This window comes from Streptomyces sp. ISL-1, assembly GCF_018614585.1.
GTDB lineage: Bacteria > Actinomycetota > Actinomycetes > Streptomycetales > Streptomycetaceae > Streptomyces > Streptomyces maoxianensis.
The window spans coordinates 1-14,332 of record NZ_JAGGOI010000013.1 but is presented as its reverse complement, the minus strand read 5'-3'; the positions used below and the strand labels follow the sequence as shown (position 1 = coordinate 14,332).

The window sequence follows — 14,332 nt, the reverse complement described above, 5'->3', positions numbered from 1 at the left end:
GTGACCGTAGTACGGCTATGCGGCCTAGGTTGCGGAATCGGGGGCGTCATATTGGTCAGGCGGACCGCGATCACAAGTCGCTTCGCCGGTGGGGTGGGAGCGGGTTCGAACGTCGGCGCTGTCAGCGCCGTACTCGCGTCGGTGTCCAGCGGGGGATGGTACGCCGTCCTGTTGGCCACCCTCGCTGGATTCGTCGGCGCGGTCGTGTGGCGCCCGCCCTGGAAGGGCGGCAGTTTCCACTTGCGATACCTGCAGTACGTCGTAGACCTCTGCCGACCCTCCGGCCCCGGAGGCGCGACAGGATCGAAGACGCACGGGCCCAGTTCCTCCCTGCGGGACGAGGTGTTCGTCGATAGGACGCGGAGCATCTCGCGGACGACCTCATTCGGGCGAGCCTCGTCATCATGCCGTCCCGCGCCGAGGGCTTCGGCCTCGTGGGGCAGGAGGCCATCGTGGAGGGCACCCGTGCTGGTGAGCGAGGCGAGCGGGCTCGGAGACCTGCTGAGGGAGGCGCTCGGCGACGAGGCGGCCGCGTCTGGGTGGTGCCCATGTCGGGCGACACCGCCACCGACATCCAGACGTGGGCCCGGGCGATCGACGGCATGCTCTCGGAGAGCAAAGAGAAGTTCGCGGCCGCCGAAGCACTCCGTGTCGACCTGGCCGAGCGGCTGCCGTGGTCACGTGCGGTCGACGAACTCCTCACCACCCTGGGGTTCTGACATCGCCGGCCCGCACCGCTGAACGACAGCTGAACGAAGGGGGAGCAGCTATCTACTCACTCGTGGTCAACGTGCTGGTCGGACTGGCGACCAGCCTCATCGGCGGTGCGTTCGTCTGGCTCTGGGAGCGCGGCAAGGACGCCCGGGTGCTGCGACGCAAGGCCGATTTCTTCGGCCTGGTCCCGGGGGAGACGTGCTTAGTCGTCATGGGCAACAAGCACAACGTGAAAGGAGTCGCCACCCACAAGGAGATCCGGGCCATGATCGAAGTCGCGACGCTGGCGAGCCAGCTCGGCTGCGATGTCGTCACGGAGTCCAGTGACGACTTCCGGGGCAGCAACGACAACCGTACCGAGTACTGCATAGGCGGCCCGCTGGGTGACGCCAACGTCCGCACCGGCGGCCATCTGGCTGCCCATCTACCGGGCGTTCGCATCGTTCCGTACGGTCCAGCGCCCGACTCGGCGGCCATCGTCGTGGGCGAGCACCGCTACCTGTTTGAACACGACCACGTCGAACACACCGTGGTGGCCAAATTCATGCCGCCGGAGGCCACACGCCCGGTGGTTCTCATCTGCGGCCAGAGTTCCTTGGCGAATCAGGCCGCCGTCCACTACCTCAAGCGGAACTACCGGGAGATCGCCGACCGCCTCACGTCGGTCGAGCGCTTCTGCATCATGATCAAGGTCTCGGACATCGGCACCTACGGGTTTCAACGGGCCAGTTTCGCCCGCGACGTGACAGGGGAGGCCTTCGCACCCGAGGCCGGCGGACCGCCCGCGTGACGGGCCCGACGCGCACGGGCGATGCGTGTCACTCACCCGGGTGAGGCTGGGCCCGGGGCTTCAGCGCAGCTTCCGGCACAGGAGCGCGTCCGGGGTGCGGGACGAGCCCAGGCGGCCGGTGTACGCGATACCGGCGGCGTACTCGTCGTCCGCGCACTGCCCCTTGCGGTGGCCGTACGCGAAGTCGCCTCCGCCCGCCGCCGGCGGGCGGCCGTCGGACCGGTCGAACCATACGGTCCGGCCCGCCGCCCCCAGCGGTTCGCCCGCCTCGGCGCACAGGGCCGCGGACACGGCGGCCCCGCGCACGCTGTAGCCGATCAGAAAGTGCCGCGACGGGCACTGGAGCTTGGTGTATCCGGAGGCCCAGTCGCGGCCGGGTTCGACGTGCCGTTCGTCGCGGACCACCTCATGGGCGCCGCCCGGTGCACGAAGACCGCGGGCTCCGGCGTCGGTGCACAGTCCCCGGTTGCCGGAGTGGCTGAGTCCGGCCAGCCGCTGGTCGTCCGGGCACGCCGCCTTCCGCGCCCCGTGGTCCCAGTCCTGGACTTCGCGCATCCGCAGTGACTGGACGAAGTCCCCGTGGTCCGGGCTCAGCATCGACCAGCGGTCGGCCGGGGCGACCTCGCCCGTCCGGCCGGGTGCTTCGACCAGCCGCGCCCAGGGCCCGGCGCGCCAGTCGTCCCCGTCGAAGAGACCCGCCCGCCGCCCCGCGGAGTCCCAGTGCAGCAGCGCCCAGCCGTTGCCCTTGCGGTCCTCGTGCCAGCCGACGAGCGGCCAGTAGGCGAAGTCGGCGTCCGTCTCGATGAGGACGTCGACGAAGTTCTGGAACCAGGCGCGCTGCTTCGCACCCGTCTCCTCCCGGCCTCCGACGCCGAACTCGCTGATCCACACCGGTGCGGTGAAGTGCCGGTCGGCTTGCGAGGCGACGTAGAAGGCCTGCCGCCGCAGCACGTCGTACAGCTCGGAGCGGCTGAAGTCGCGGTAGCGGGGGTCGGAGGTCTCTCCGGTGCCGGTGGCGCCGGTGTGGTTCGGTCCCGTGTAGTCGTAGAAGTGGGCCGAGTACACGAGTTTTCCGGATCGCACGAGGGTGTGCGAGAGCCGCTGAACGGGCTCGAGGGTGGGCCGTTCGTGCGGGAGACCGTCCACGGGAATCCCGGTCCAGTTGATCCCTTCGACGATCACCAGCAGGTCCGGATTGGCCTCCTGAAGGATCCGGTCTCCCAGGTGCTGTGACGCGGCGAACCAGTCGTGCCGGTCGCCGAGGCCCCAGTTGGGGTCGTCGAGGATGGAGCGGCGTACTTCGTTGTAGAGATCGGCGCCGACGACCCGTGGGTTGTCCCGGTAGCGACGGGCCATGAACAGCCAGTCGCTCTCCCAGTTCTCGGTGCTCCGGCTCGCGTTCCACCGCTCGTTGCCGTCGACGCCGCAGCACCAGCGCGTCGTGTTGGTGTGGTTGTTGAGGATCACCGCGAGGCCCGCGTCCGTCAGGGCCTTGACGGTGGCGTCGTAGACCTGGAGAGGTGTCTTCCCCTTCAGCTGTGGGTTGGCTGCCAACGAGGCGTCCGCGACCGGGCGAGTGTCGTGGACCATCTCGTTGGAGAAGGGGAGGCGGACGCTGTTGAGACCGAGTTCGCGGAATCCGGCGACGATCTCGGACATCGGGGCGCGGTCCAGGCCCAGCGGCATACGGTCCGACTTCTCGCCCGCGTGGTTGTTCGCCGGGTCGTCGGCGCTGCCCGAACCGGTCCATGTACCGCTCGCCCCGTGCCAGTTGCCCGACTTCAGCTTGAACCGGTTGCCGTCGGCGTCGACGACGTACCGGCCCCGGGTACTCAGCGGAGGGGTCCATGCCTGCGCCGACCGGACGGCGGCGAGTTCGGTGGCATGCCCGGCTCGCGTGGGATCGGGGGGACCCGGCTCGGCCGTCGCCGCAGGCGCGAGCGAAGCACCCGCCAGGACGCCCAGCATCGCGGCGGCCAGCGCCGACCTGACGAAAGACCTGTTCACGACCACCCGTTTCCCTCGCGGAGCGCGGCGTGCCCGGCGAGCTGTCATTGGCATGTATGCGCCATGATGGTGGGCATCGGGTGATGTTGCCAGTACCGCCGGTAACGTCTTGGCCCTCAAGCCGGTATGAGGCCGAAACGCGACGGAGCGCGCGGCTCGGACGCTTCCGTCCACGAGGACGAGGAGCGGGTTCGACGAGGGGCTCGCAACGGTCTGGAGGCGGAGGGCTTCGCCGTCGATGGCGCGCTCGACGGTACGGACGGCCTGTGGCGGGCACGTGAGACGGCGTACGACGCGATCGTCCTCGACATCATGCTTCCGGCAGCCACCCGGCGAGGGCGGCACCACCTTCCCTCTGGCGGCTGAGAACCTACAGGGGAGGCGGCCTCGTAGCGTGCCCGGCCTCGGCCCGCGGGTGCCGGGTGTGTCGCCGTCGACATCTATGCCGGGGTGCCGTCCTCGGTCATGGCCTGGGTGCCGATGACGACGAGGAGCTTGAGTTTGTCGGCGGCCTCGCTGTTGGGGGCGGCGGTGTAGGTGACGATGCGCAGATCGCTGCCGGGGGCTATGAGCACGTCGCAGTCGAGGGTGAGCGTTCCGATGTCGGGGTGGTGGATGGTCTTGGTGTCCGTCTCGTGGACGCCCACGATTGCGGTGTCCCACAGGCGTGCGAAGTCGGTGCTGACGCCCCGCAGGTCCTTGATCAGGGAGCGCAGGCCGGCGTCGGTGGGGTAGCGGGCGGTCGCCGCCCTGAGGTCGGCGACCACGGCCGCCTCGAATCGGGCCTCCTGCTCGGGGGTGTGGCTGACCCGGCCGGGCAGGCCGGCGAAGTGGCGCCACACGATATTGCGCTCACGTCCGTGCAGCGACGATGCGTCTCCGAACAGGGCCGCCCACAGTGGGTTCCACAGGATCAGGTTCCAGGCGGCGTCGTGCACGCTCAGTGGTGCGCTGTCCAGTTGGTCGAGCAGTCGCCGGACCCCGGGCGGTATGTGCGCCGACAGCTGTCCGGGGCCGGGCGCCGACTGGCCGGCGAGGAGGAACAGGTGCTCTCGTTCCGCCGCCGACAGCCGCAGGGCGCGGGCGAGCGAGGACAGGACCTGCTGGGACGGTGAGGTGGACCGGCCCTGTTCGAGGCGGGTGATGTAGTCCACCGACAGGCCGGCGAGCTGAGCCAGTTCCTCGCGCCGAAGGCCCGCGGCCCGCCGTACTCCGCCGGCGGGCAGTCCGACCGTGGCGGGGGCTGTCCGGTCGCGCCAGCCGCGCAGCGCCGTGCCCAGTTTCCTGGATTCGCTCACGCCCCCCAGTATCAGGCCACGGCGCCAGGACAGCCTGGTACTGGCAGTCCATAGGCAATAGCGGGTACTGCCTGTTCGTCCGCGGCGCGGTGAGGGTGGAGGCATCACACCACCCACCGATTACCGGAGTGAAACAATGACCACCACATTGATCACCGGAGCGAATAAGGGCCTCGGCTTCGAGACGGCCCGCCGCCTGATCTCGGCCGGGCACACCGTCTACATCGGGGCCCGCGATGCCCGGCGCGGTCAGGAGGCGGCCGCCGAGCTCGGCGCCCGCTTCGTCCAGATCGACGTCACCGACGAGGACTCCGTCAAGGCCGCCACCGAATTCGTCCGCGACGACGCCGGCCATATCGACGTCCTCGTCAACAACGCCGGGATCGTGGGCGCGCACAAGCAGGTCGGTGAAGTAACCGGGTCCGACATGCAGACCACCTACGACACCAATGTGTTCGGCGTCGTGCGCGTGACGCACGCCTTCCTGCCGCTCCTGGAGGCCAGTCGCACTCCGGTCGTCGTCAACGTCAGCAGCGGCCTGGCCTCGCTGGCGGCGACCGCTGACCCGAGCCGCATCGAGTTCCACGTGGCGCTGCTGGACTACAACTCGTCCAAGACCGCGCTGGTCATGATCACCTCGCAGTACGCCAAGGCGTACCCGGCCATCAGGTTCAACGCCGTCGACCCCGGCTACACCGCCACCGACCTCAACGGCCACCAGGGCACCAACAGCGTTGAAGATGGCGCCGACATCATCGTCCGCATGGCGTCCATCGGCGCCGACGGCCCGACCGGCGGCTTCTTCGACAACTCCGGCCCGGTCGACTGGTAACCCCGGGCCGAGACCCCGAGAAGGCCGACACCCCGAGAAGGGAGAGAACCATGACGGCGCGATCGGCTCGTGGGACTGCGCCCGCACCATCGGCGGAGGAACCCGCGCCGGCGGCCGCCGTCGCGAAGTGCACCGGCAAGGGAGGCGCCCCGGCTGAAGCTCCGGCGCGTGCGGCACGACGCCCCCAATAGGCCCGCGTGACGGGCCGAATCGTCAGGATTGCGCGGACTGTGATGATCCCGGGATCCATTGGTCCGTACCGAGTGGCAGACCGGGGATGGGAAGAGCCCCGGAACATGGCAGGCTTGGCTCATGGCCGTTCAGATCAATCCCAGTATTCTCTCCGCCGACTTCTCCCGCCTGGGGGAGGAGGCCAAGGCAGTTGAGGGCGCCGACTGGCTCCATGTCGACGTGATGGACAACCACTTCGTGCCCAACCTCACGCTGGGTGTGCCGGTCGTGGAATCCCTCAGCCGCGCGACGGATACTCCGCTGGACTGCCATCTGATGATCGAAGACCCCGACCGCTGGGCCCCGCAGTACGTCGAAGCGGGGGCCGGCTCCGTCACCTTCCATGTCGAGGCCGCGGCCGCGCCCGTACGACTGGCGCGCGAGATACGGTCCAAGGGCGCCCGTGCATCGATGGCCCTCAAGCCCGCTACCCCGATCGAGCCGTACGAGGACCTGCTCCCCGAGCTCGACATGCTGTTGATCATGACCGTGGAGCCGGGCTTCGGCGGCCAGTCCTTCCTCGACATCATGCTGCCGAAGATCCGCCGTACCCGGGAGCTCATCTCCAAGCACGGCCTGGAGCTGTGGCTGCAGGTCGACGGTGGCGTCTCGGCCTCGACGATCGAGCGGTGCGCCGAGGCCGGCGCGGATGTGTTCGTCGCCGGTTCGGCGGTCTACGGCGCCGAGGACCCGGCACAGGCGGTACGTGCGCTGCGTACGAAGGCGCAGAACACCCTGGCCTCGGCGGCCTGGCCGTGCAACCACTGAGCCACAAGCAAGTGAACTCAGCCCATCAGGGCTGATCAAGAACCGCCGGATCTGACAGGATGACGGATCTGGAGTGTGTACAGCAGTGAGGAGATCGCGGTGTCGACGGGCCGGTCAGCCATGCGGATGGGACCCGCGGAGCTGGTGCAGGCGGCGGCCATGGCCCGCCGCTTCTACCTCGAGGGCAAATCCAAGATCCAGATCGCGGAGGAGTTCGGCGTCAGCCGCTTCAAGGTCGCGCGGGTCCTGGAGACGGCGCTCGAGCGTGATCTTGTACGGATCGAGATCCGCGTACCCGCGGAACTGGACGCCGAGCGCTCCGACGCGCTCCGCGCACGCTACGGACTGCGGCATGCGGTCGTCGTCGAATCCCCCGCGGAGGCCGCCGACGAGTCACCCGACCCGGAGAACCTCGGCGAAGTGGCCGCCGATCTGCTCGGCGAGCTCGTGAACGAGGGCGATGTGCTGGGCCTGGCCTGGGGCCGGTCCACCATTCACATGGCTGCCGCGCTCGACCAGCTGCCGCCGTGCACGGTCGTGCAGCTCACCGGGGTGTACGACGCGGGGACCGCCGAGCGCGGCTCGGTCGAGGCGGTGCGGCGCGCCGCTCAGGTCTCCGGCGGCGAGGCCCACCCCATCTACGCCCCGATGCTGCTGCCCGACCCGGCGACCGCCGCGGCGCTGCGCAACCAGACCGGCATCGCCCGCGCCTTCGAGTACTTCGACAAGGTCACCGTCGCCGCCGTCTCCATCGGCTCCTGGGAGGCGGGCATCTCGACCGTGCACGACATGCTCACCGACGAGGAGCGCGAGCACTACGCCTCGCTCGGCGTCGCCGCCGAGATGTCCGCGCACCTCTTCGACGCGGACGGCCGGCGGGTCGGTCGTGACCTGGGCGAGCGGTGCATCACGGTCGAGGCGGACCGGCTGCGCCGGATCCCCGAGGTGGTGGCGATCGCGGGCGGCCAGCGCAAGGCGGAGGCGATCGCGGCCGTACTGCGCTCCGGGCTGGTCACCAGCCTGGTGACGGACACGGCGGCGGCGGACCAGCTGCTGGCGGCCCCGCCGGGAGCGCGACCGGCACTGGAACGGGCGGACCCGGACGACTGAGCGGACCGCTGGGCCCGCGGGTGTCCCAGGCGGGCGCCGGGGCCGGACCGTTTGGAGGATCTGCTCGACGGCACCCCTGTGAGCTGGAGTTTCCTCCCGGCATCGCATTCTCGTCGCCATGGGACAATGAGGTACGTGCGATTTCCCCGGCTGACATGTCCGGGGGCCAACTCCGATCGACTGGGATGTTCTGCACGTGCGTTTCCTCAATGACCTGAAGCCGCCGTACGACCTGACCTATGACGACGTGTTCATGGTGCCGAGCCGCTCGGCCGTCGGCTCCCGTCATGACGTGGACCTCTCCTCTCCCGACGGGTCCGGCACCACCATCCCGCTGGTCGTCGCGAACATGACCGCCATCGCGGGACGCCGGATGGCCGAGACACTCGCCCGCCGCGGTGGCCTCGTCGTCATCCCCCAGGACATCCCGATCGAGGTCGTCACCGACGTCATCTCCTGGGTCAAGACGCGCCACCTCGTCCTGGACACCCCGATCGTGCTCGCCCCCGGTCAGACCGTCGCCGACGCGCTGTCCCTGCTGCCGAAGCGGGCGCACGACGCCGGTGTCGTCGTCGACGCGGACCACCGGCCCGTCGGTGTCGTCACCGACGCCGACCTGTCCGGCGTCGACCGCTTCACCCAGCTGTCCGAGGTCATGTCCAGGGACCTGCTGCTGCTCGACGCGGACATCGACCCGCGCGACGCCTTCAACACGCTTGACCACGCCAACCGCCGGTACGCCCCCGCCGTGGACAAGGACGGCCGGCTCGCCGGCATCCTCACCCGCAAGGGCGCCCTGCGTGCGACCCTCTACAGCCCCGCCGTCGACGCCGATGGCCGGCTGCGCATCGCCGCCGCCGTCGGCATCAACGGCGATGTGGCCGGCAAGGCCAAGCAGCTCCTCGACGCGGGCGTCGACACCCTCGTCGTCGACACCGCGCACGGCCACCAGGAGTCGATGATCAGCGCGATCAAGGCGGTCCGCGGCCTCGACCCCCATGTGCCGATCGTCGCGGGCAACATCGTGGCCGCCGAGGGCGTGCGCGATCTCGTCGAGGCCGGCGCGGACATCATCAAGGTCGGTGTGGGTCCCGGCGCCATGTGCACCACCCGCATGATGACCGGCGTGGGCCGGCCGCAGTTCTCGGCCGTGCTGGAGTGTGCCGCCGAGGCGAAGAAGTACGGCAAGCATGTCTGGGCCGACGGCGGTATCCGCCACCCGCGCGACGTCGCCATGGCGCTCGCTGCCGGAGCCTCCAACGTCATGGTCGGCTCCTGGTTCGCCGGGACCTACGAGTCCCCGGGCGACCTGCAGCAGGCCGCCGACGGACGCCTGTACAAGGAGTCCTTCGGCATGGCGTCCGCGCGCGCCGTCCGTAATCGTACGAGCGAGGAGTCGGCGTACGACCGCGCCCGCAAGGCGCTGTTCGACGAGGGCATCTCCACCTCGCGCATGTTCCTCGACCCGAGCCGTCCGGGCGTCGAGGACCTCATCGACTCGATCATCGCGGGCGTCCGCTCCTCCTGCACCTACGCGGGCGCGGGCTCCCTCGAGGAGTTCTCCGAAAAGGCGATCGTCGGCATCCAGAGCGCCGCCGGCTACGCCGAGGGCAAACCCCTGCATGTCAGCTGGAACTAGCACGCCGACTGGAACCGGTACGAGCCGTCCGCGTCCGGCCCCGCGATCCTGCGGCGGCCGGACGCGGCGTTTCTTTTCAAATTGGGCAGGCATGTGTGGCGTCAGGCGGGGTATACGCGCCGTGCATTGTCCACGAGCAGGGGAGGACGAAGTGTCCACGGCGAGCACGGTCACGACCGAACTCACACAGCCTGGAACACGGGGGCCGAAGATCGCGGAGCTGGATCTTCCGGACGTGCCCAATCCTGGGGAGGTGGCGCCCAGTGACGCACGGGAGATCTCGAGGGTCTTCTTCGTGCGGCTGGCTGCGCTGGAAGAGGGAACGCACGAGCACCAGTACGTACGCAACACGCTGATTGAACTGAACCTGGCGCTGGTCAGGTACGCGGCAGGCCGGTTCCGCAACCGCGCCGAGCAGATGGAGGACATCGTCCAGGTCGGAACCATCGGCCTGATCAAGGCGATCGACCGGTTCGAGCTGAGCCGCGAGGTGGAGTTCGCGACGTTCGCCGTGCCGTACATCATCGGTGAGATCAAGCGGTTCTTCCGCGACACCAGCTGGGCGGTGCATGTGCCGCGCAGGCTGCAGGAGCTGCGGATCGATCTGGCGAAGGCGACCGACGAGCTCTCCCAGCGACTGGACCGTGCGCCGACCACCGCCGAACTCGCCGAGCACCTCGGGCTCGACGAGGATCAGATCATCGAGGGCGTGGTCGCCAGCAACGGCTATACGGCAGGCTCGATCGACATGCCGATGGACGACTCCTCCGACCACGCCGCGGTGCCGCTGTCCGACCGGCTGGGCGCGCCCGACGCCGATCTTGAGGCCGCGGAAAACGTCCAGGCGCTCAAGCCGCTCATCAAGGAGCTCGGCGACCGGGACAGGCAGATCCTGCAGATGCGTTTCGGCGAGGAGATGACCCAGTCGGAGATCGGCGCGGAGCTGGGCGTCTCGCAGATGCACGTCTCCCGCCTGCTGACGCGCATCACTTCGCGGCTGCGTGCGGGACTGCTCGCCGTGGAGTGACCTGACGGCGGACTACCTTTGCCCCCCCACGGGAGAAGCGGCGTCCCGGCCTGCCGGGACGCCGCTTCCGTGTGTTCCGGGGTTCCGGGTGCGTCCGGGGTCCTCGGTGCATCCGGAGTCAGTTCGGGGTGTGTCCGGGGTCAGGACGCCGCTGCCATCGGCCGCATCCAGGTGGCCTGGACCCGCTTGCCGTGCGGCAGCGGGCGCACTTCCACTCGTCCCGCGAGCTTCAGCACCATGGGCCAGCCGAATCCGCCGCCACCGGCGAAGTCGGGTTCGCGCGGCACCGGAGGCAGCGGGCTGGAGTCGTCCAACTCCACTACCAGCGTCTCCTGCCCCGCCCGCAGATGCAGTTGCCACCAGCCCGCGGTGTGCCGGGCCGCGTTGGCGACCAGCTCGGAGACGACCAGCAGCACCGCGTCCAGGTCGGCCCAGGGGCAGTGCTGCAGCAAGAATTCCGCGGCGGCCCGGCGGGCCCCCGCGCTGTCCCTGTGTGGCGACTGGTCAATCACCACGTGCGGCTCTGCGTTCATCACGGCTCGCCTACCCCACTTGCCGCACTTGTATCAGCCCGCGCGCATTATGTGTCGCTCGACTCGAATGACGAGAGTGTCGTACGCAGCGCCTTGGCGACCGCGGCCGCCATTGCCGCATGGCCCTCGTCGTCGGGGTGCACGCCGTCGGCCAGCTGTCCGGGTCCGATCAGATCGCGTCCCGGCAGGAGCGCGAGCCGCTTGTCGCCGGAGCCGGAGCCGGAGCCGGAGCGGATGCTGGAGCCAGGTCCCGGTCGGGGTCCGGAGCTGATGCCGGGGCCGGAGCCCATGAGGTCGACGACCGCCTCCTCCATCGCCGTACGCAGTTCGGCGAGCGTGGCCCCCAGGCGGTTCGGGGTCTGCTCGGCGTCGGGTCGCAGCACCGGGGAGACCAACAGCAGCGGGGTGTGCGGGTGGCCCTGGCGTACGAGCGCGATGAACGCGCGCGTCGTCTCGTACAGCAGCGGGGCCGAACAGGGGATCCCGGACCAGCAGTTGGTGCCGAAGGCGAGCGTGATCGCGTCGGCCGGAAGTCCCGCGAGCTGTTCCGCGGTGGCCAGTTCGCCGCGGCCGGCTCCGGCGTAGCCGAGGTTGACCGGGTCCAGGCCGAGGAGCCGCCCGGCGACGGCGGGCCAGGAGTTGGCAGGACGGGTGGACCACCAGCCCTCGGTGATGGAGTCGCCGTGGACCACCCAGCGCGGTCGGCGCGGGGCGGGCGTGACGGATCCGCCGAGGGCCCGGAGACCCAGGATCACGGGGGACTGGGCTTCGGGCGGATGGATGGTGAACGGTCCCTCGGCGCCCGCGGGCAGGCGGAGGGTGACGACCGCCTCCTCGGCGGGTTCGGCGATCGTCTCGCAGACAAGGCTGCCGCCCCGCCAGAGGGCGAAGCAGTGGGCGATCTCCCTAAGCGTGTCGGTCGGACCCGGCACGCAGGCGCGGTAGCGGATCTCGACCGCCCGGGCGCCCTGGGCCGTGAACTCCAGCCGTACGCCGATGGGCAGCGCCGCGCGCTCGGCGACGTCCCACGGCAGCCTGGCCAGATCCGCCGGGTCGGCGCGGACCGCCCGCCCGTCGTCCAGCCACGCCACCCCGCGCAGAAAGGGGCTGGGGTCGAGCCAGGTCACGAGACCTCCAGGGGGTCGGGGTGCTGCTCGGTTACCTTCAGGAACATTGCGCTGTCCAGGCCACGTCGCGTAGCTTGACTGCCCCTACCGGACGGTAATAACCGCTGACCAGTTGTCCTATTGTTCTGGGGAGACCATGCGCCGGCGACTGCGCCGTCCCACGATCCGTGGCCGGATCGTGACTCTGACGGTCATACCCGTCATCGCTCTGATGGTGCTGTGGACTTTCGCCGTGGTGTCGGTGACCGGAGACCTGCGGGCCCTGATCCGCGTACAGGGTGTGTACGAGAGTTTCGGCACGCCGGTCGACACCGCTGTCGGCCAGATCCAGATCGAACGCCGGATCTCCGCCGAGTATCTGGGCGGGGGGCGGCAGGACAGCCCGGCCGCCGTTGCCGCGCTCACCCAGCAGCACCGTTCGACCGACCGGGCCGTGCGCGCCATGCGGGACGCGATCGCGAACCAGGAGCGGCGCGAGGACCTCTCCGCCAGGCAGCGGCAGTCCCTCGACGCGATGAACGGCGCCGCCGACGGGCTCGAGCCCCTGCGCGAGCAGGTGGTGGCCCGGACGATCTCCTGGGACGGTGCGGTCGACGCGTACACCGCCATGGTCGAGCCGACCTTCGACGTACAGTCCACGCTCACCGCGCTGCAGGCCGGTCAGATGGCCCGCGAGGCGCAGGTCGTCGTGGAGCTGGTGCGCGTACGGGAGTTCGTCTCGCGGGAGGACGCCCTGGTCGCCGGGGCGCGCGCCGCGGGGAGCCTCACCGACAGCCAGTACGACTCGCTCACCGCCACCATCGAGGACCGGCGGGTCTTCCACCGTACTTATGTCCCCGACCTCCCGGCCGACTCCCGGCTGCTGTTCACCGCCTTCGAGCGGAGCGAGGAGTACCGGGCGCTGACCGCCGGGGAGGACACGCTGCTGCGGGCGGGCGCGGCCTACGCGGGGGAGGCCATGGCGGCCGACTCCTGGCGGACCACGACGGACCGCGCGGTCAAGCGGTACATGCTGCTGTGCACCGATTCGGCCCTCAACACCGCCGACCGAGGCAGGGCCTTCGCCTACCGCGAGATGATCAAAGCAGCGGTCGTCGGCGTGGTCGGGCTGATCGCGGTCGGCCTGTCGATCTGGTTCTCGGTGGCCAGTGGCCGGCGCATCTCGCGCCGGCTGGAGGAACTGCGCGACGCCGCCGATGTGCTGGCCACCCGTCAGCTGCCCGAGGTCATGGAACGGCTCGGCGCGGGCGAGGAGGTCGACGCGGCCGAGGCCGCCCCGCCGCTCGACTTCGGCGACGAGGCCAGAGGACTCGACGAGATCGGCCAGGTCGGCCGGGCGCTCAACGCCGCCCGCCTGGCGGCCGTCGAGGCCGCCGTCAAGCAGGCGACACTGCGCCGTGGCATCTTCGCCGTCCTGCTCAACATCGCCCGGCGCAATCAGGCACTGGTCCACCGTCAGTCGAAGCTGGTCGACACCCTGGAGAGGCGTACCGGCGACCCGGACACGCTGGAGGACCTGTTCCGGATCGACCATCTGACGACCCGGATGCGACGGCACGCGGAAGGGCTCATCATCCTCTCCGGCGCGACGCCCGGCCGCCGTTGGCGCAATCCGGTGCCGGTGGCCGACATCGTGTCCGCGGCGGTCGGCGAGATCGAGGATTACACCCGGGTCGTGGTGCCGCCGATGCCCGCGGTGGGCATCGCCGCGGAGGCGGTGGCCGACATGGTGCACCTGGTCGCCGAACTGATCGAGAACGCGGCCGTGTTCTCCCCGCCGCACACCCAGGTCACCATGCGGACCGGGCATGCACGCAACGGTTTTGTGCTGGAGATCGACGACCGCGGGCTCGGCATGGACACGGACGAACTGGCGCTGGCGCACCGGACGCTCACCCACCCGCTGGACTTCGACCCCGCGCAGGACGAGCGCCTCGGCCTGTACGTCGTCGGCCGGCTCGCCGCGCGGCACGGCATCGGGGTGACCCTCACCAGGTCGCCGTACGGCGGCACCACGGCCGTGGTGCTTGTGCCGCACACGATCCTCGCCCCCGTCGAGCCGGCCGACCGGCCGAACGGAGCGGATGCGGAGCCCGCGCCGGTGCGGGCGGTGTCCGCGCGCAGGGCGCTGGAGTCCGTTCCTCCGGTGCACGATCGCGCTCCGGAGGACTCGGCCGCCGCCGCGCAGGCGGAGTCGGGCCGGCCGCCCGCCGGGGCGGAACCGCGCGCCGCCGCGGGCCCCGGAGCTCCCGAGGG

Annotated in this window: 12 protein-coding genes and 1 pseudogene; 9 read left to right on the top strand and 4 right to left on the bottom strand. The window is 70.2% G+C overall.

The features are described from left to right. Window positions 1–368: 368 nt before the first annotated feature. Window positions 369–719, top strand: a pseudogene (locus J7E87_RS36430) (hypothetical protein); the annotation flags it as partial. A gap of 62 nt (window positions 720–781) precedes the next feature. Beyond that, window positions 782–1,504, top strand: a complete 723-nt coding sequence (locus J7E87_RS11080) for a hypothetical protein (RefSeq protein ID WP_308312901.1) — start codon at window positions 782–784, stop codon at window positions 1,502–1,504. 60 nt (window positions 1,505–1,564) lie between these two features. Here J7E87_RS11080 and J7E87_RS11075 read toward each other — a convergent pair whose 3' ends face one another. Then, window positions 1,565–3,472 carry a glycoside hydrolase family 5 protein gene (locus tag J7E87_RS11075; protein WP_215092653.1) on the bottom strand — a complete coding sequence of 636 codons (1,908 nt, stop codon included), beginning with the start codon at window positions 3,470–3,472 and terminating at the stop codon, window positions 1,565–1,567. Between the two features lie 165 nt (window positions 3,473–3,637). Between J7E87_RS11075 and J7E87_RS34975 the strand changes: the two genes are divergently transcribed. Continuing rightward, window positions 3,638–3,877 carry a hypothetical protein gene (locus tag J7E87_RS34975; RefSeq protein ID WP_285427319.1) on the top strand — a complete coding sequence of 80 codons (240 nt, stop codon included), beginning with the start codon at window positions 3,638–3,640 and terminating at the stop codon, window positions 3,875–3,877. A gap of 74 nt (window positions 3,878–3,951) precedes the next feature. On the opposite strand, the gene J7E87_RS11065 is transcribed toward J7E87_RS34975, so the two are convergent. Continuing rightward, a complete protein-coding gene (locus J7E87_RS11065) occupies window positions 3,952–4,809 on the bottom strand; it encodes a helix-turn-helix transcriptional regulator (RefSeq protein ID WP_308312900.1) in 858 nt (285 codons plus the stop codon). A 136-nt stretch (window positions 4,810–4,945) separates the two neighbouring features. Here J7E87_RS11065 and J7E87_RS11060 point away from each other — a divergent pair, with 136 nt between their 5' ends. The 5 genes from J7E87_RS11060 to J7E87_RS11040 all read left to right on the top strand — a co-directional run bounded on the left by J7E87_RS11060 (window position 4,946) and on the right by J7E87_RS11040 (window position 10,416). Next, window positions 4,946–5,641, top strand: coding sequence for an SDR family oxidoreductase (locus J7E87_RS11060; RefSeq protein ID WP_215092581.1), 696 nt, complete (start codon window positions 4,946–4,948; stop codon window positions 5,639–5,641). A gap of 312 nt (window positions 5,642–5,953) precedes the next feature. Next, window positions 5,954–6,640, top strand: coding sequence for a ribulose-phosphate 3-epimerase (gene rpe, locus J7E87_RS11055; RefSeq protein ID WP_215092579.1), 687 nt, complete (start codon window positions 5,954–5,956; stop codon window positions 6,638–6,640). Between the two features lie 75 nt (window positions 6,641–6,715). After that, window positions 6,716–7,750, top strand: coding sequence for a sugar-binding transcriptional regulator (locus J7E87_RS11050; RefSeq protein ID WP_215092577.1), 1,035 nt, complete (start codon window positions 6,716–6,718; stop codon window positions 7,748–7,750). A 196-nt stretch (window positions 7,751–7,946) separates the two neighbouring features. Further along, the gene (locus tag J7E87_RS11045; protein ID WP_215092575.1) at window positions 7,947–9,389 is read left to right on the top strand and encodes a GuaB1 family IMP dehydrogenase-related protein; all 1,443 of its coding nucleotides are present in this window, start codon (window positions 7,947–7,949) and stop codon (window positions 9,387–9,389) included. 151 nt (window positions 9,390–9,540) lie between these two features. Next, window positions 9,541–10,416 (top strand): RNA polymerase sigma factor SigF, encoded by an 876-nt coding sequence (locus J7E87_RS11040; protein ID WP_215092573.1) that lies wholly within the window; start codon window positions 9,541–9,543, stop codon window positions 10,414–10,416. Between the two features lie 140 nt (window positions 10,417–10,556). Here J7E87_RS11040 and J7E87_RS11035 read toward each other — a convergent pair whose 3' ends face one another. Both J7E87_RS11035 and J7E87_RS11030 read right to left on the bottom strand, forming a co-directional pair. Then, a complete protein-coding gene (locus J7E87_RS11035) occupies window positions 10,557–10,949 on the bottom strand; it encodes an ATP-binding protein (protein WP_215092571.1) in 393 nt (130 codons plus the stop codon). Between the two features lie 47 nt (window positions 10,950–10,996). After that, the gene (locus tag J7E87_RS11030) at window positions 10,997–12,076 is read right to left on the bottom strand and encodes a GDSL-type esterase/lipase family protein (protein WP_215092569.1); all 1,080 of its coding nucleotides are present in this window, start codon (window positions 12,074–12,076) and stop codon (window positions 10,997–10,999) included. Between the two features lie 178 nt (window positions 12,077–12,254). Here J7E87_RS11030 and J7E87_RS11025 point away from each other — a divergent pair. Next, window positions 12,255–14,332, top strand: a 2,078-nt coding sequence (locus tag J7E87_RS11025; RefSeq protein ID WP_308312899.1) for an ATP-binding protein, incomplete at its 3' end; no start/stop codon positions are given.

Coding starts and splice junctions, on each gene's coding strand:
- rpe (WP_215092579.1), top strand. CDS start 5,954: ATGGCCGTTCAGATCAATCCCAGTATTCTCTCCGCCGACTTCTCCCGC.
- J7E87_RS11075 (WP_215092653.1), bottom strand. CDS start 3,472: ATGCTGGGCGTCCTGGCGGGTGCTTCGCTCGCGCCTGCGGCGACGGCC.
- J7E87_RS11060 (WP_215092581.1), top strand. CDS start 4,946: ATGACCACCACATTGATCACCGGAGCGAATAAGGGCCTCGGCTTCGAG.
- J7E87_RS34975 (WP_285427319.1), top strand. CDS start 3,638: ATGAGGCCGAAACGCGACGGAGCGCGCGGCTCGGACGCTTCCGTCCAC.
- J7E87_RS11035 (WP_215092571.1), bottom strand. CDS start 10,949: ATGAACGCAGAGCCGCACGTGGTGATTGACCAGTCGCCACACAGGGAC.